The organism is Burkholderia pseudomultivorans, from assembly GCF_902499075.1.
In the GTDB taxonomy this organism is placed as follows: domain Bacteria; phylum Pseudomonadota; class Gammaproteobacteria; order Burkholderiales; family Burkholderiaceae; genus Burkholderia; species Burkholderia pseudomultivorans.
On record NZ_CABVPP010000097.1, the window covers coordinates 1 to 16,057 of the forward strand.

12 protein-coding genes and 1 tRNA gene are annotated in these 16,057 nt (G+C 67.5%); 7 read left to right on the top strand and 6 right to left on the bottom strand.

The genetic code is table 11. The features are described from left to right. Both BST28156_RS33360 and aceE read right to left on the bottom strand, forming a co-directional pair. Positions 1 to 609, bottom strand: a 609-nt coding sequence (locus BST28156_RS33360; protein WP_302478094.1) for a biotin/lipoyl-containing protein, incomplete at its 3' end; no start/stop codon positions are given. A 68-nt stretch (positions 610 to 677) separates the two neighbouring features. Further along, complete coding sequence (gene aceE, locus BST28156_RS33365) at positions 678 to 3,374, bottom strand: pyruvate dehydrogenase (acetyl-transferring), homodimeric type (RefSeq protein ID WP_060245292.1); 2,697 nt, start codon at positions 3,372 to 3,374, stop codon at positions 678 to 680. A gap of 273 nt (positions 3,375 to 3,647) precedes the next feature. Here aceE and fixL point away from each other — a divergent pair, with 273 nt between their 5' ends. The 4 genes from fixL to BST28156_RS33385 all read left to right on the top strand — a co-directional run bounded on the left by fixL (position 3,648) and on the right by BST28156_RS33385 (position 10,204). Continuing rightward, positions 3,648 to 6,164, top strand: a complete 2,517-nt coding sequence (gene fixL / locus BST28156_RS33370; protein WP_174904468.1) for an oxygen sensor histidine kinase FixL — start codon at positions 3,648 to 3,650, stop codon at positions 6,162 to 6,164. Next, positions 6,161 to 6,799, top strand: coding sequence for an oxygen response regulator transcription factor FixJ (gene fixJ / locus BST28156_RS33375; protein WP_006493245.1), 639 nt, complete (start codon positions 6,161 to 6,163; stop codon positions 6,797 to 6,799). The genes fixL and fixJ overlap by 4 nt, the downstream gene beginning before the upstream one ends. A gap of 242 nt (positions 6,800 to 7,041) precedes the next feature. After that, positions 7,042 to 7,899: a bifunctional methylenetetrahydrofolate dehydrogenase/methenyltetrahydrofolate cyclohydrolase FolD gene (gene folD, locus BST28156_RS33380; protein WP_174904469.1), complete on the top strand. Its 858-nt coding sequence runs from the start codon at positions 7,042 to 7,044 to the stop codon at positions 7,897 to 7,899. A gap of 217 nt (positions 7,900 to 8,116) precedes the next feature. Then, positions 8,117 to 10,204 carry a M3 family metallopeptidase gene (locus BST28156_RS33385; RefSeq protein WP_174904470.1) on the top strand — a complete coding sequence of 696 codons (2,088 nt, stop codon included), beginning with the start codon at positions 8,117 to 8,119 and terminating at the stop codon, positions 10,202 to 10,204. A 48-nt stretch (positions 10,205 to 10,252) separates the two neighbouring features. Here BST28156_RS33385 and dinB read toward each other — a convergent pair whose 3' ends face one another. Beyond that, the gene (gene dinB, locus BST28156_RS33390) at positions 10,253 to 11,416 is read right to left on the bottom strand and encodes a DNA polymerase IV (protein ID WP_174904471.1); all 1,164 of its coding nucleotides are present in this window, start codon (positions 11,414 to 11,416) and stop codon (positions 10,253 to 10,255) included. 157 nt (positions 11,417 to 11,573) lie between these two features. Here dinB and BST28156_RS33395 point away from each other — a divergent pair, with 157 nt between their 5' ends. Then, the gene (locus BST28156_RS33395) at positions 11,574 to 12,266 is read left to right on the top strand and encodes an aspartate/glutamate racemase family protein (protein ID WP_174904472.1); all 693 of its coding nucleotides are present in this window, start codon (positions 11,574 to 11,576) and stop codon (positions 12,264 to 12,266) included. Between the two features lie 142 nt (positions 12,267 to 12,408). Here the strand turns inward: BST28156_RS33395 and BST28156_RS33400 are convergent. Further along, positions 12,409 to 12,485: transfer RNA gene (locus BST28156_RS33400), tRNA-Met, on the bottom strand. A 92-nt stretch (positions 12,486 to 12,577) separates the two neighbouring features. On the opposite strand from BST28156_RS33400, the gene BST28156_RS33405 reads away from it, so the two are divergent. Beyond that, positions 12,578 to 12,718: a helix-turn-helix transcriptional regulator gene (locus BST28156_RS33405; protein ID WP_174904473.1), complete on the top strand. Its 141-nt coding sequence runs from the start codon at positions 12,578 to 12,580 to the stop codon at positions 12,716 to 12,718. 76 nt (positions 12,719 to 12,794) lie between these two features. Then, a complete protein-coding gene (xth, locus tag BST28156_RS33410; protein WP_060245297.1) occupies positions 12,795 to 13,571 on the top strand; it encodes an exodeoxyribonuclease III in 777 nt (258 codons plus the stop codon). A gap of 28 nt (positions 13,572 to 13,599) precedes the next feature. Here xth and BST28156_RS33415 read toward each other — a convergent pair whose 3' ends face one another. Beyond that, a complete protein-coding gene (locus tag BST28156_RS33415; protein WP_174904474.1) occupies positions 13,600 to 15,699 on the bottom strand; it encodes a prolyl oligopeptidase family serine peptidase in 2,100 nt (699 codons plus the stop codon). 78 nt (positions 15,700 to 15,777) lie between these two features. Further along, a partial coding sequence (locus BST28156_RS33420; protein ID WP_302478095.1) for a helix-turn-helix domain-containing protein occupies positions 15,778 to 16,057 on the bottom strand: 280 nt, incomplete at its 5' end.

Below are 16,057 nucleotides of genomic sequence, written 5' to 3' on the forward strand. Positions count from 1 at the left end.
AGCCGGTGCGCTGGGTGCCGCAGCCGGCGCGGCGCCGGCGGCTTCCAGCAGCACGATCAGCGAACCTTCCGACACGGCATCGCCGACCTTGACCTTGATGTCCTTCACGACGCCCGCGGCCGGGCTCGGCACGTCCATCGTCGCCTTGTCCGACTCGAGCGTGACGAGCGACTGCTCCTTCTCGACCGTGTCGCCGACCTTCACGCCGATCTCGATGACCGGCACGTCCTTGTAGTCGCCGATATCCGGCACCTTCACTTCGAGCGTGCCGCCGGCTGCGGCCGGCGCCGCAGCAGCCGGTGCCGGGGCCGCCGCCGGAGCGGGGGCCGGAGCCGCTGCAGCCGCACCGTTCGGCTGCGCAGCGGCACCGCCGCCTTCGAGCAGGACGATCAGCGAGCCTTCCGACACGGAATCGCCGACCTTGACCTTGATCTCCTTCACGACGCCCGCCACCGGGCTCGGGACGTCCATCGTCGCCTTGTCGGACTCGAGCGTGACGAGCGACTGCTCGGGCTCGACCGTGTCGCCGACCTTCACGCCGATCTCGATCACCGGCACGTCCTTGTAATCGCCGATATCCGGCACCTTCACTTCGATCGCTTGACTCATCTTTTGGTGTCTCCATGGCCGCGCGCGCCCCTCCCGGAAGCGGCGCGCGGCATCACACGGCGTGTGGGTTAAACCGTCATCGGGTTGGGCTTGGACGGATCGAGGTTGTACTTGGCGATCGCGTCGGCGACCACCTTGCGCTCGATCGTGCCTTCGTCGGCCAGCGCGTTGAGTGCGGCGACGGTGACCCAGTAACGGTCGACCTCGAAGAAGTGACGCAGGTTCGCACGGGTGTCCGAACGGCCGTAGCCGTCGGTGCCCAGCACGACGAAGCGGCGGTCGATCTGGCCGCGGATCTGGTCGACCAGCGCGCGCACGTAGTCGGTCGATGCGATCACCGGGCCCTGCGTGTCCTTCAGGCATTGCTGCACGTGCGACAGGCGGCGCTCCTCGGTCGGATGGAGCAGGTTCCAGCGCTCGACCTCGTGGCCTTCACGCGCGAGTTCGGTGAAGCTCGGCACGCTCCAGAGGTCGGCGGCGACGCCCCAGTCGTTCTTCAGCAGGTCGGCGGCAGCGATCACTTCGTTGAAGATCGTGCCCGCGCCGAGCAGTTGCACGCGCGGCGCCTTCTTGCTGGCGTCGGCCTTGCGGAACGCGTACATGCCCTTGATGATGTCGGCCGCCACGTGCTCGCCCTGCGGAATCGCCGGGTGCTCGTAGTTCTCGTTCATCACCGTGATGTAGTAGTACACGTCTTCCTGGTCCTGCACCATGCGGCGCAGGCCGTCCTGGATGATCACCGCGAGTTCGTAGCCGAAGGTCGGGTCGTAGCTCACGCAGTTCGGCACCGATGCCGCCCACAGCAGCGAGTGGCCGTCTTCGTGCTGCAGGCCTTCGCCGTTCAGCGTCGTGCGGCCCGCGGTGCCGCCGAGCAGGAAGCCGCGCGAGCGCATGTCGCCCGCCGCCCAGGCCAGGTCGCCGATCCGCTGGAAGCCGAACATCGAGTAGAAGATGTAGAACGGCACCATGATCTCGCCGTGCGTCGAGTACGACGTCGCCGCCGCGATCCAGTCGCACATGCCGCCCGCTTCGTTGATGCCCTCCTGCAGGATCTGGCCGGTTTCCGATTCCTTGTAGAACATCAGCTGGTCGGAATCTTCCGGCACGTACTTCTGGCCCTGCTGGTTCCAGATGCCGATCTGGCGGAACAGGCCTTCCATGCCGAACGTGCGCGACTCGTCCGGGACGATCGGCACGACGCGCTTGCCGAGTGCCTTGTCCTTCAGCAGGATGTTCAGGATCCGCACGAACGCCATCGTCGTCGAGATCTCGCGGCCTTCGCCCGTGCCCTTCAGCAGCGGCTCGAACGCATCGAGCGCCGGCACCGGCAGCGAGGTCGCCTTCTCGCGGCGCTGCGGCAGGTAGCCGCCGAGGTCCATGCGCTGCTTGCGCATGTATTCGAGCTCCTTCGAGCCTTCCTCGAACTTCAGGTACGGCACGTCGGCGATCTGCTCGTCGGTGATCGGCAGGCGGAACTGGTCGCGGAACTTCTTCAGTTGCTCGACCGGCAGCTTCTTCTGCTGGTGCGTGATGTTCATCGCCTGGCCCGACTCGCCCATCCCGTAGCCCTTGATCGTCTTCGCGAGGATCACGGTGGGCGCGCCCTTGGTGTGGCTGGCTTCGTGGAACGCCGCGTAGATCTTGTGCGGATCGTGGCCGCCGCGGTTCAGGTTCCAGATGTCGTCGTCGGACCAGTCGGCGACGAGCGCCTTCAGTTCCGGCGTGTTGAAGAAGTGCTCGCGGACGAACGCGCCCGACTCCGACTTGTAGGTCTGGTATTCGCCGTCGACGACTTCCATCATGCGGCGCATCAGCGCGCCCGTCTTGTCACGCGCGAACAGCGCATCCCAGCGGCTGCCCCAGATGACCTTGATCACGTTCCAGCCGGCGCCGCGGAATTCCGACTCCAGTTCCTGGATGATCTTGCCGTTGCCGCGCACCGGGCCGTCCAGGCGCTGCAGGTTGCAGTTGATCACGAACACGAGGTTGTCGAGCTTCTCGCGGCTCGCCATCCCGATCGCGCCGAGCGATTCCGGTTCGTCGGTCTCGCCGTCGCCGAGGAACGCCCACACCTTGCGGCCTTCCGTCTTCGCGATGCCGCGCGCTTCGAGGTACTTCATGAAGCGTGCCTGGTAGATCGCCATGATCGGGCCGAGGCCCATCGACACGGTCGGGAACTGCCAGAAGTCCGGCATCAGCCACGGGTGCGGGTACGACGAGATGCCGTTGCCGCCGACTTCCTGGCGGAAGTTGTCGAGCTGCTCCTCGCTCAGGCGGCCGAGCAGGAACGCGCGCGAGTAGACGCCCGGCGACGAGTGGCCCTGCACGAACACGAGATCGCCGCCGTGCTGATCGGACGGGGCGTGCCAGAAATGGTTGTAGCCGACGTCGTAGAGCGTCGCGGCCGACGCGAACGACGCGATGTGGCCGCCGACGTTCGTGTCCTTGCCGGCGCGCAGCACCATCGCCAGCGCGTTCCAGCGCGTGTACGAACGGATGCGGTGCTCGACGTCCTGGTCGCCCGGAATCTTCGCCTGGGCTTCGACCGGAATCGTGTTGATGTACGGGGTGTTCGCGGAGAACGGCAGGTGTTCGCCGTGCATGCGCGCGAATTCGATCTGCTTTTCGATCAGGTAGTGCGCGCGGCCGGTGCCCACGGAGGAGATCACGCCGTCGAGCGCTTCGAGCCATTCGACGGTTTCTTGCGGGTCGTCGTCACGCTCGGCGGCGACATATTTCATCACTTCGTTCGGTACAGCGGACATTCTCGTCTCCTGGGTCCTGGAATGTGAGGATCGCACTCGTGCAGACGACGCGACGCGGCCGGCTGCGGGCAAGCTCCAGCGGATTGTAATGAGCCTGTCCGGCCGCGCGCAACAAAATTTTCGAATTATGAGATCTTTTCTCGTAATGCGGAATATTGCTGCGCCGCACCCATATTTCGGGGCTCTCCGGCCCGTTCCGCCGGCACAAATCCGTTTCCGTTCAACATATCCGGTATAGGTTTTCCATGTATTGCGCTGCGCTACAATCCTGCCATGTTGACCGATCGGCTTTTCGCACGCTCGGCGCGACCGTCGGGCCCGCCGGCGGAGTCGCAGCCGTCCCGTTGGCACCACGGACCGTGGTGGTCCAATTCCTATTTGCTGACGCCGCTGCTGTCGATCCTCGTGTTTCTGGTGGTGATGAGCCTCATTCTATGGAGCCTCAACCGCCGCGAACAGCAGCAGCAGGAAGACACGCTGTTCCGCAACGTCGCGTGGGCACAGCAGCAGATCCGCCTGTCGATGACGGGCGCGCAGGAACAGCTGCAGGCGCTGTCGCGCGACCTCGCATCGGGCCGCCTCGACCAGAACGCATTCCAGATGGCGGTCGCGGACGTGATGCAGACGCATCCCGAAATCCTTTACCTGAACTGGTATACCGCGCCCGGCGTGCAGCGCTGGCCGGCCGTGCATCCGCCGCTGCTCGGCCAGCGACTCGCGAAGCCCGGCGACGCGCAGTTGCAGGACGCCGTGCGCGGCGCCTACGACGAGGCGCGCAGCTCGCGCCGCCAGGCCTATTCGCCGCTGACCTACGACGACTTCGGCAACGGCTACATCACGCTGCAGACGCCCGTGATGCGCGGCGACCGCGACTATCTCGGCTCGATCGCCGCGGTGTTCTCGGTCGAGGGGATCCTGAAGCACGACATCCCGCAGGAGCTGTCGTCGAAGTACAAGATCTCGATCACCGACGCGAACAACCGCGAGCTGTCGTCGACGTCGACGCGCCCGCGCCTGCCGCGCGACTCGCACTACGACCTGCCGCTCGATCCGCCCGGCCAGGGGCTGACCGTGCGCGTCTACGCATTCCCGCAGCTCACCAACCTGACCAACAATACGCTCGTCTGGCTCGTCGCGGGCCTGTCGTGCTTCGTGCTGTGGAGCCTCTGGAGCCTGTGGAAGCACACGCGGCAGCGCTTCGAGGCGCAGCAGGCGCTGTACGCGGAAGCGTTCTTCCGCCGCGCGATGGAAAACTCGGTGCTGATCGGCATGCGCGTGCTCGACATGCACGGCCGCATCACGCACGTGAACCCCGCGTTCTGCCGGATGACCGGCTGGGACGAAACCGATCTCGTCGGCAAGGTCGCGCCGTTCCCGTACTGGCCGCGCGACGCCTACCCCGAAATGCAGCGCCAGCTCGACATGACGCTGCGCGGCAAGGCGCCGAGCTCGGGCTTCGAGCTGCGCGTGCGCCGCAAGAACGGCACGTTGTTCCATGCGCGCCTCTACGTATCGCCGCTGATCGACAGCTCGGGCCGCCAGACCGGCTGGATGTCGTCGATGACCGACATCACCGAGCCGAAGCGCGCGAGAGAAGAACTCGCCGCCGCGCACGAGCGCTTCACGACGGTGCTCGAAAGCCTCGACGCCGCGGTGTCGGTGCTCGCCGCCGACGAGGCCGAGCTGCTGTTCGCGAACCGCTACTACCGCCACCTGTTCGGCATCCGCCCCGACGGCCATCTCGAACTGTCCGGCGGCGGCTTCGACCGCGCGCAGGCCTCGTCCGACTCGATCGACATGGTCGATGCGTTCGCCGGCCTGCCCGCCGCCGCGCTGACGAGCAGCGCCGCCGATGCGCAGGAGGTGTACGTCGAGAGCATCCAGAAATGGTTCGAGGTGCGCCGCCAGTACATCCAGTGGGTCGACGGCCACCTCGCGCAGATGCAGATCGCGACCGACATCACGACCCGCAAGAAGGCGCAGGAGCTCGCGCATCAGCAGGAAGAGAAGCTGCAGTTCACGAGCCGATTGATGACGATGGGCGAAATGGCGTCGTCGATTGCTCACGAACTGAACCAGCCGCTCGCGGCGATCAACAACTATTGCTCGGGCACGCTCGCGCTCGTCAAGAGCGGGCGCGGCACGCCGGAGACGCTGCAGCCCGCGCTCGAAAAGACCGCGCAGCAGGCGCTGCGCGCGGGGATGATCGTCAAGCGCATCCGCGAATTCGTGAAGCGCAGCGAGCCGAAGCGCCAGCCGGCGCGCGTCGCGGACATCGTCGCGGACGCGGTCGGGCTCGCCGAAATCGAGGCCCGCAAGCGCAGGATCCGGATCGTCACGGAAATCCTCGCAAGAATGCCTATTATTTATGTCGACCCCGTGCTGATCGAGCAGGTGCTCGTGAACCTGATGAAGAACGCGGCCGAAGCGATGGCCGACGTGAAGCCGGCGTCGGCGGACGGCGTGATCCGCGTCGTCGCCGACATCGACGCGGGCTTCGTCGACATCCGCGTGATCGACCAGGGTCCAGGCGTCGACGAAGCGACCGCCGAACGCCTGTTCGAACCGTTTTACAGCACCAAGTCCGACGGCATGGGCATGGGGCTGAACATCTGCCGTTCGATCATCGAATCGCATCGGGGGCGCCTGTGGGTGGTCAACAACGTCGAGCCGGACGGCCGCATTTCCGGCGCGACGTTCCACTGCAGCCTGCCCATTGGGGAACCCGCTGATCTCGGCCAAGGGGGGCGCGAGGCATCGGCATCACATACCGTTACGGGAGAACTATGAATAGCCCTGTCACCACCACTCAGGAAACCGTCTTTGTCGTCGACGACGACGAGGCCGTGCGGGACTCGCTGCGCTGGCTGCTGGAGGCGAACGGCTATCGCGTGCAGTGCTTCTCGAGCGCCGAGCAGTTTCTCGATGCGTACCAGCCGGCGCAGCAGGCCGGCCAGATCGCTTGCCTGATCCTCGACGTGCGGATGTCGGGCATGAGCGGCCTCGAACTGCAGGAGCGCCTGATCGCCGACAACGCCGCGCTGCCGATCATCTTCGTCACCGGTCACGGCGACGTGCCGATGGCCGTGTCGACGATGAAAAAGGGTGCGATGGACTTTATCGAGAAACCGTTCGACGAAGCCGAGCTGCGCAAGCTCGTCGAGCGGATGCTCGACAAGGCCCGAAGCGAAAGCAAGAGCGTCCAGGAACAGCGCGCCGCGAGCGAACGCCTGTCGAAGCTGACCGCGCGCGAGCAGCAGGTGCTCGAACGGATCATCGCCGGCCGCCTGAACAAGCAGATCGCCGACGACCTCGGCATCAGCATCAAGACGGTCGAAGCGCACCGCGCGAACATCATGGAAAAGCTCAACGTCAATACGGTGGCCGACCTGCTGCGCCTCGCGCTGTCGAAGAAGCAGGCCTGACCTTGCGGCGCGGCGCCGGGCAGCCCTGCCCGGCCGGCCGCGCCGCCGCCCCGCCCCGCCGCGCGACGCGGCCCGCTCGCGCGGCGGCGGCGTTTCCCCGCGTCGTGCGAGCGCCCGTGCATGACGCTTCCCGTGCATTCGCTGTCGGACGGCAGCAGGCGGACGGTATAATTCCGTGCTTTGCTGCGGCGCTTGCGGGCGCCGCACGCCCGCATTCCAACTTCCCGGCAGGACCCACCACCATGACAGCCCTCCTCATCGACGGCAACGCCCTCTCGAAGACCTTGCGCGCCCAGGCCGCCGAACGCGCCGCCGCGCTGACCGCCCGCGGCCACCAGCCCGGCCTCGCGGTGATCCTGGTCGGCGACAATCCGGCCAGCGAAGTCTATGTGCGCAACAAGATCAAGGCGTGCGAGGACAACGGCTTCTACTCGCTGAAAGAGGCGCACCCGGCATCGCTGTCGGAGGCCGACCTGCTCGCGCGCATCGATGCGCTGAACCGCGATCCGAAGATCCACGGGATCCTCGTCCAGCTGCCGCTGCCCGCGCATATCGACAGCCACAAGGTGATCGAAGCGATCGCGCCGGAGAAGGACGTCGACGGCTTCCACGTCGCGAACGCCGGCGGGCTGATGACCGGCAAGCCGCTGTTCCGCCCGTGCACGCCGTACGGCGTGATGAAGATGTTCGAAGCGCACCGGATTCCGCTGCAGGGCGCGAACGCGGTCGTGATCGGCCGCTCGAACATCGTCGGCAAGCCGATGGCGATGATGCTGCTCGACGCCGGCGCCACCGTGACGATCTGCCACAGCAAGACGCGCGACCTCGCCGCGCACACGCGACAAGCCGACATCGTCGTCGCGGCGGTCGGCAAGCGCAACATCCTGACGGCCGACATGGTGAAGCCGGGCGCGACGGTGATCGACGTCGGCATGAACCGCGACGACGCGGGCAAGCTGTGCGGCGACGTCGATTTCGCGGGCGTGAAGGAAGTCGCCGGCTACATCACGCCTGTACCGGGCGGCGTCGGCCCGATGACGATCACGATGCTGCTGATCAACACGATCGAATCCGCCGAGCGCGCCGCCGCAGCCGTCTGAGCCCCCCTCTCCCGACCGGCGCGCGTGCGCGCGCCGGCGTCCCGCCGGCCGCGTCGTGTCGCGGCCGCCCGCCCCGCATCCGACCCCGCGTCAATCGCGTCGTTAGAAACTAACGATTGGAAAGCGCGCGATGCGCCCCAATAATGTCGGTATCGGGCGCCGCCGCCGCGCCTTACCCTTTTCATCCCGGTTCATCCGGCAACAGACAGGGAGTCTTATGTCCGCCAGCGCCAATTCCAACCCGCTTCTCGATTTCTCCGGCCTGCCCCGCTTCGGCGAGATCCGCCCGGAACACGTGACGCCCGCGCTCGACACGCTGCTCGAGGCGGCCAACCGCGCGGTCGACGCCGCGAGCGCGCCCACGACGCCGGCGACCTGGGCCGACGTCGTCGAGACGGTCGAGCATGCGACCGAGCCGCTCGGCCGTGCGTGGGGCATCGTCGGTCACCTGAACGCGGTCGCCGATACGCCCGAGCTGCGCGCCGCCTACGGCGAGAACCTGCCGCGCGTGACCGAGTTCTGGTCGAGCGTCGGCCAGAACCTTGCGCTGTACGAGAAGTACAAGGCGATCGCCGCGGGTGCCGAATACGCGACGCTGTCGGTCGAGCGCCGCAAGATCCTCGACAACGCGCTGCGCGACTTCCGCCTGTCGGGCGCCGAACTGCCCGAGGACCAGAAGCCGCGCTTCGCCGAACTGCAGGAACAGCAGGCTGCGCTGTCGAAGGCATTCTCCGACCACGTGCTCGACGCGACCAACGCGTATGCGTACTTCGCGCAGGACGAGGCCGAGCTGGCCGGCCTGCCCGGCGACGCGATCGAAGCCGCCCGCGAAGCCGCGCAGAAGGACGGCAAGGACGGCTGGAAATTCACGCTGCACTTCCCGTCGTATTTCCCGGTGCTGCAGTACGCGGAAAATCGCGCGATGCGCGAAACGCTGTACCGCGCGTATGCGACGCGCGCGTCGGAACTCGGGCCGCAATACGGCGGCGGCAAGGCCGAATGGGACAACACGGCAATCGTCGCCGACGAACTGAAGCTGCGCCGCGAAGAAGCGCAGATGCTCGGCTACCGCAACTTCGCCGAAGTGTCGCTCGCGCCGAAGATGGCCGAGTCGCCGCAACAGGTGATCGCGTTCCTCGAGGATCTCGCCACGCGCGCGCGTCCGCACGCGGACAAGGACTGGGACGAGCTGCGCGCATTCGCCGCGAAGGAGCTGGGCTTGAGCGAGCTGGCGCCGTGGGACGTCGCGTACGCGGCCGAAAAGCTGCGCCAGCAGCGCTATGCGTTCTCCGAAAACGAGGTCAAGCAATACTTCCCGGAACCGGCCGTGCTCAAGGGGCTGTTCACCGTCACCGAGACGCTGTTCGGCGTGCAGATCAAGCCCGACGACGCGCCGGTCTGGCACAAGGACGTGCGCTTCTTCCGCGTCGAGAACCGCGACGGCTCGCTCGTCGCGCAGTTCTATCTGGACCTGTATGCGCGCGAAGGCAAGCGCGGCGGCGCGTGGATGGACGACGCGCGCTCGCGCGCGAAGCGCGACGACGGCGTGCAGACGCCGGTCGCCTACCTGACCTGCAACTTCTCGGCGCCGGTCGGCGGCAAGCCCGCCTGCTTCACGCACGACGAGGTGATCACGCTGTTCCACGAGTTCGGCCACGGGCTGCATCACATGCTCACGCGCGTCGACGAACTCGGCGTGTCGGGCATCAACGGCGTCGAATGGGATGCGGTCGAGCTGCCGTCGCAGTTCATGGAAAACTTCTGCTGGGAATGGGACGTGCTGTCGTCGATGTCGTCGCACGTCGATACCGGCGCGTCGCTGCCGCGCGCGCTGTTCGACAAGATGATCGCCGCGAAGAACTTCCAGAGCGGGCTCGGCACGCTGCGCCAGATCGTGTTCTCGATGTTCGACATGCTGCTGCACGTCGATTTCGATCCGGCCGGCGCGACCGGCGTGAACGCGTTCGCGCGCGAGATCAACGAGCGCTATCACGTGATTCCGCAGGCGCCGTTCTCGCGCTGGCCGAACACCTTCAGCCACATCTTCGCGGGCGGCTATGCGGCCGGCTACTACAGCTACAAGTGGGCCGAAGTGCTGTCGGCGGATGCCTACGCGGCGTTCGAGGAAGCGGCCGCCGCCAGCGGCAGCGTGCTCGACGCGGCAACCGGCACGCGCTATCGCCGCGAGATCCTCGAAGTCGGCGGCAGCCGACCGGCGATGGAGTCGTTCAAAGCGTTCCGCGGCCGCGAGCCGGAGATCGACGCGCTGCTGCGTCACAACGGGATGGCGTCGCCCGCGCACTGAGCGCAGCGGCCTTCGCTGCACCGGAAGCACCGCTTCGGCGGTGCTTTTTTATTGCGCCGGCGGTTCGTCGTCGAACAGCGAGATCTGCCCGTGGCGCTCGGCGGTGTCTTCGTCGATGCGCACGCCAACGCCGAGCAGTCGCACCGGCTGCGCGCGCCGCAGCAGCCCTTTCGCGAGCAGCGTGACGGCCGTTTCCGCGTTGGTCGCGTCGGCCACGCACTCGACTGTCGTGCGCTGGAAATCGGCGAAGCGGATCTTCACGTACAGCTTGCGGATCGCGCGCAGCGCGCCCGCCCGCTCGATCCGTGCATCGAGCTGCACGACGAGCCGGCGGATTTCCGCCGCGCATTGCTCGAGCGTCGTCAGGTCGGTCACGTAGGTCGTCTCGACGCTGACCGACTTGCGCTCCTGGTCGGCCTGCACCGGCCGCTCGTCGATCCCGCGCGCCAGTTCGTACAGGCGCCGGCCGAACGCGCCGAACTCGCGATGCAGGTCGATCAGCGACCAGTCGCGCAGCTGCGCACAGGTCTGGATGCCGAGCCGGTCGAGCCGCGACGCCGTCACCTTGCCGACGCCGTGCAGCTTGCGCACCGGCAGCGCCGCGACGAACGCGTCGACCTCGTGCGGCCGCACGACGAACAGGCCGTCGGGCTTGTTCCAGTCGGACGCGATCTTCGCGATGAACTTGTTCGGCGCGACGCCGGCCGACACCGTCACGCCGACCGTCTCGTACACGCGCCGGCGGATCTCGGCGGCGATCAGCGTCGCGCTGCCCTGGCAGCGCTCCGACCCGCTGACGTCGAGATACGCCTCGTCGAGCGACAGCGGCTCGACGTCGGGCGTGTAGTCGCGATAGATCGCCATGATCAGCCGCGACGCTGCGCGGTACTTGTCCATCGCGGACGGCAGAATCAGCAGGTCCGGGCACTTGCGCATCGCAAGCGCCGACGACATCGCCGAATGCACGCCGTAGCGCCGCGCCTCGTAATTGCAGGTTGCGATCACGCCGCGCTGGTCGGGCCGGCCGCCGACCGCGAGCGGACGGTTGCGCAGCGACGGGTCGTCGCGCATCTCCACCGACGCGTAGAAGCAGTCGCAATCGCAGTGGATGATCTTGCGCACGCGCGGCGGCGCGTCGCCCGGCGGCGGCAGGCCTGGAGCGGCGCTCGGAAGGATGGTCGGATTCACGGTGCCGATACTGTACAAAAACACAGTGGGCGTTTCAACTGTCACGTGCTGTCGCGGCCGGCGGCCGGCCGCCGCGCGCAGCAGTGCCGTACCGGCCCGCTTCGCGCGGATCGTACCGCCGGGCGCGCGCGCGGCCGCCTATACTCGTCTGCCGCAACACACGAAATGCAACAGGAGACGGATGAAGACGATCGGACTGATCGGCGGCATGAGCTGGGAATCGTCGGCCGAGTATTACCGGATGATCAATCGCCATTCGAAGGCGCTGCACGGCGGGCATCACAACGCGAAAAGCGTGCTGGTGACGGTCGATTTCGCCGAGATCGAGGCGCTGCAGCGCACGCACGACTGGCCCGCGCTCGGCGAGCGGATGGCCGCGGCTGCGCGGCAGCTCGAAGCGGCCGGCGCCGATCTGGTCGTGCTGACGACCAACACGATGCACCGCGTGTACGACGCGATCGAGGCGGCGGTCGCGCTGCCGTGCCTGCACATCGCCGATCCGACCGGCACGGCGCTGCGCGACGCGGGCATCGAGCGCGTCGCGCTGCTCGGCACGCGCTATACGATGGAACTGCCGTTCTATGCGGAGCGGCTGCGCGACCGGTTCGGCCTCGACGTGCTCGTGCCCGACGACAGCCAGCGCGGCGACGTGCACCGGATCATCTACGACGAGCTGTGCCACGGCATCGTCGAGCCGGCATCGCGTGCGACCTACGTGCGGATCATCGAGTCGCTCGCGCAGCGCGGCGCGCAGGCGGTGATTCTCGGCTGCACGGAGATCACGCTGCTGATCGGCGCGAACGATTCGCCGCTGCCCGTGTTCGATACGACAGCGCTGCATGCGAAGGCCGCCGTCGAGTGGGCGGCGGGTTGACTGTCGGCAAGGGCCGGGCTGTTCGAGCCGGCCTCGGCGCCTATCAAGAAACCGGCGCCGGAAAACAAAAAACCCGGCAGGAGCCGGGTTCTTGTCGACGAAGCGCGCATCGGTCGGTGCGCTGCACATCGTCTGGTGTGCTTGGTTGCGGGGACAGGATTTGAACCTGTGACCTTCGGGTTATGAGCCCGACGAGCTGCCAGACTGCTCCACCCCGCGTCAGAGAAATAAATTATAGGGTGGTTAAGCACTCACGTCAACACTTTTGTCATATTCGTTTGCTTGTCGCCGCTGCGCGGTCCGGTCCGAAGATGCTCGGCGTCTGCCGGGCCACCGTCTACAATCTGGTGCGCGACGGCAAACTCACGCTCGTCAAGATCGGCAAGCGTTCGAGCGGCATCACCGCCGCCAGTTTGGCGGCGCTTGTGTCGCACCCGAACAACATCGGGTAGCTAGATGGATAGCCAAATCCATTTTTCAGCTGTCCATCACCCGGAAACGCCCGCCACATAAGGCGATGAGAGATAAATGAAAATAGCAACTTGGAACGTCAACTCGCTCAACGTCCGCAAGCAGCATGTGCTCGACTGGCTCGCGCAAAGCGGGACCGACGTGCTGTGCCTGCAGGAGCTGAAGCTGCCCGACGAGAAATTCCCGCGCGCCGACCTCGAGGCGATCGGCTATCGCAGCTGGTTCACGGGACAGAAGACCTATAACGGCGTCGCGATCCTCGCGCGCGATACGCTGCCGTTCGACGAGTCGGACATCGTGCGCAACATCCCCGGCTTCGACGATCCGCAGCAGCGCGTGGTCGCCGTGACGATCGACGGCGTGCGCATCGTGTCCGCGTATTTCCCGAACGGCCAGGCGCCCGACTCCGACAAGTTCGTCTACAAGATGCAGTGGCTCGATGCGCTGCAGGCGTGGCTGCGCGCGGAAATGCAGCGCTACCCGAAGCTCGCGCTGCTCGGCGACTACAACATCGCGCCGGAAGACCGCGACGTGCACGATCCCGCGAAATGGGAAGGCCAGAACCTCGTGTCGCCGCAGGAGCGCGCGCACTTCGCGCAGCTGATCGAACTCGGCTTCGTCGATGCGTTCCGCCGCTTCGAACAGCCCGAAAAAACCTTCACGTGGTGGGACTACCGGATGTTCGCGTTCCGCCGCAACGCGGGGCTGCGCATCGATCACATCCTGCTGTCGCCGGCGCTCGCCGACACCTGCACGTCGTGCGTCGTCGATCGCACGCCGCGCACCTGGGAACAACCGTCCGACCACACGCCCGTCGTCGCGGTCGTCGGCTGACGGCGCGCGCCTCCGTACCCGCGCGCCGTCAGCGACGCGCGGGCGCGGGCCCGAGATGGGCCCACAGAAAACCGAATTCGGCCGCATCGGACTCGGCGCGCTCCAGATCGTCGGCGCTGCCGTGGCCGCCGTCGGTGTTCTCCCAGTACCACACCCGGTCGTGACCGAGCGCGTGCATGCGCGCAGCCATCTTGCGCGCATGCGCGGGATGCACGCGATCGTCGCGCGTCGACGTCGTCAGCAACAGCGGCGGATACGCGACGCCTTCGCGCACGCGGTGATACGGCGAATACGCGGCCAGCGCCGCGCCTTCGTCGGGATCGTCCGGATCGCCGTATTCGTCGAGCCACGCGGCGCCCGCATGCAGCTTCGGATAGCGCCGCATGTCGAGCAGCGGCACGCGGCACAGTACCGCGCCGAACAGCGCCGGGCGCTGCACCATGCAGGCGGCGACCAGCAGCCCGCCGTTGCTGCCGCCCTCGATGCCGAGCTGCGCCGCCGTCGTCACGCCGGTCGCGATCAGATCCTCGGCCACCGCGATGAAATCGTCGAACGAGCGCTGCCGGTGCTCGCGCTGCGCGTCGACATGCCAGCGCGGCCCGAATTCGCCGCCGCCGCGGATATGCGCGAATGCGGCCACACCGCCGCGTTCGAGCCACGCGATGCCGAGCGCGTCGCTGTAGCCCGGCAGGTTCGGCAACGCGAAGCCGCCGTAGCCCGACAGCAGGCACGGCCGCGCGACGCGTGCGTCGCCGTCGAGCGCGTCGCGCGGGCCGATCAGCGTGTACGGCACCAGCGTGCCGTCGCGCGAACGCGCGCTCGCGCGGCGCACGACGAGCCCGGCCGCGTCGAACTGCACCGGCGGCCGGTCGAGCAGCAGGCGGCGCGACGCCGCATCGGCCGCGCAATCGGCCAGATCGGCCAGCCAGCATTCGGGCGGATCGAGATAGGTGTCGACGTCCACGTACACCTCGTCGTTCAGCGTCGACTCGACCGGCTCGACGTCGATCTGCGCGTCGCCCGGCCAGTCGAACGGCCGCGCATCCCAGCGCCAGGTGCCGTCGTCGGCCTGATGCGGCTGCCACAGCAGCGTGCGGTTGTGCACGTCGTCGAGCCAGCTCGCGATCAGCGTGTGGCGCGTATGCGTCCACGTGCATGCGGAGGTCGAAGGCTGCGGCGCGAACAGCGTGGTGAACGCGCGCGAACCCTCGAGAAACGCCTGCTCGCGAATCGCTAGCAGCGAGCCGCCCGCATGGCGCACGCCGTCGCAGTCCCAGTCGAGCCGCGGCTCCAGCACGAGCCAGCCTTCCCAGAAGCCGACCTCGACGTGCGTCGGCACGTCGTAGCGCGCCCACTCGCCCGCTTCGGTCAGCCGGTACGCATGCGCGTCGAAGAAGTCGACGCTGCGCCATGCGACGTGGCGGCCGTCGATCGGATCGAACCACACGCCCGCGCTGATGTCGTCGGGCTCGCCGCGAAACACGACCGGCGCGTCGGCGAGCGGCGTGCCGCGCACCCAGCGCCGCGCGTCATAGGGATAACCTGCCGCGGTCGAATGCGCTTCGCCGCGATCCCAGCTCACGTAGACGGTATCGCGGTCGATCCAGCCGACCGTGTGATTGCCCGGCGTGTCGATCGTGAAGCCGTCGTCGACGAAACGGCGCTGCACCAGATCGAATTCGCGCACGACGACCGCATCGGCGCCGCCCGGCGACAGCGACAGCAGCGCGCGATCGCCGTCCGGATAGAGGATCGCGTCCTGCTCGAACACCCACGACTCGCCCTCTTCGGCGCCGAGCGCGTCGACGTCGAGCAGCGTTTCCCAGTCAGGCCGGCCCGCGCGCCAGTCGTCCCAGCGCGCGCGGCGCCACAGTCCCTTCGGATGCAGGTCGTCCTGCCACAGGTCGTAGGCCCAGTCGCGCCAGCGGGTCGGAATCACCGGGCGCTCGCGCGGCAGATACGCCTGCGCGAGACGCGCGGCGAGCGCGCGATACGCATCGTCGTCGCGCAGCGCGGCGCGCGTGCGCGCATTCTGCTCGTCGACCCACGCACGGGCGCGCGTGCTGCCGAGCGCTTCGAGATAACGGAACGGATCGGCCCCGGCGGGCCAGCGGAAAGATTCGGACATGACAAACCCGCGTGACGGCAAACCGCGATTATGTCCGATCGCGGCATGCGCGGCGCCCGCGCATGCCATGTGCCACGCTCAGGGCTCCAGATGCAATTCCTGGATCTTGCGCGTGATCGTGTTGCGGCCGATGCCGAGCCGCTCGGCGGCTTCGACCTTGCGGCCGCGCGTGAAGTCGAGCGCCTCGCGGATCACGGCTGCCTCGAAGCGGCGCGCGAGCTCGTCCATCACGTCGGCCGAATTCTCGCGCAGCAGCCGCGCGACTTCGGTGCGCAGCCCGCTTTCCCACAGCGGATAGCCGGCCGGCGCGCCGTTCGGTGCGGCCGCCGCGGCGGGCAGGCCCGCCGGCGCCGCGCCG

Bases quoted from the DNA above. Each gene is read 5' to 3' on its own strand.
- folD (WP_174904469.1), top strand. From the start codon at position 7,042: ATGACAGCCCTCCTCATCGACGGCAACGCCCTCTCGAAGACCTTGCGC.
- BST28156_RS33405 (WP_174904473.1), top strand. From the start codon at position 12,578: ATGCTCGGCGTCTGCCGGGCCACCGTCTACAATCTGGTGCGCGACGGC.
- BST28156_RS33385 (WP_174904470.1), top strand. From the start codon at position 8,117: ATGTCCGCCAGCGCCAATTCCAACCCGCTTCTCGATTTCTCCGGCCTG.
- BST28156_RS33395 (WP_174904472.1), top strand. From the start codon at position 11,574: ATGAAGACGATCGGACTGATCGGCGGCATGAGCTGGGAATCGTCGGCC.
- fixL (WP_174904468.1), top strand. From the start codon at position 3,648: ATGTTGACCGATCGGCTTTTCGCACGCTCGGCGCGACCGTCGGGCCCG.
- xth (WP_060245297.1), top strand. From the start codon at position 12,795: ATGAAAATAGCAACTTGGAACGTCAACTCGCTCAACGTCCGCAAGCAG.
- fixJ (WP_006493245.1), top strand. From the start codon at position 6,161: ATGAATAGCCCTGTCACCACCACTCAGGAAACCGTCTTTGTCGTCGAC.
- BST28156_RS33415 (WP_174904474.1), bottom strand. From the start codon at position 15,699: ATGTCCGAATCTTTCCGCTGGCCCGCCGGGGCCGATCCGTTCCGTTAT.
- aceE (WP_060245292.1), bottom strand. From the start codon at position 3,374: ATGTCCGCTGTACCGAACGAAGTGATGAAATATGTCGCCGCCGAGCGT.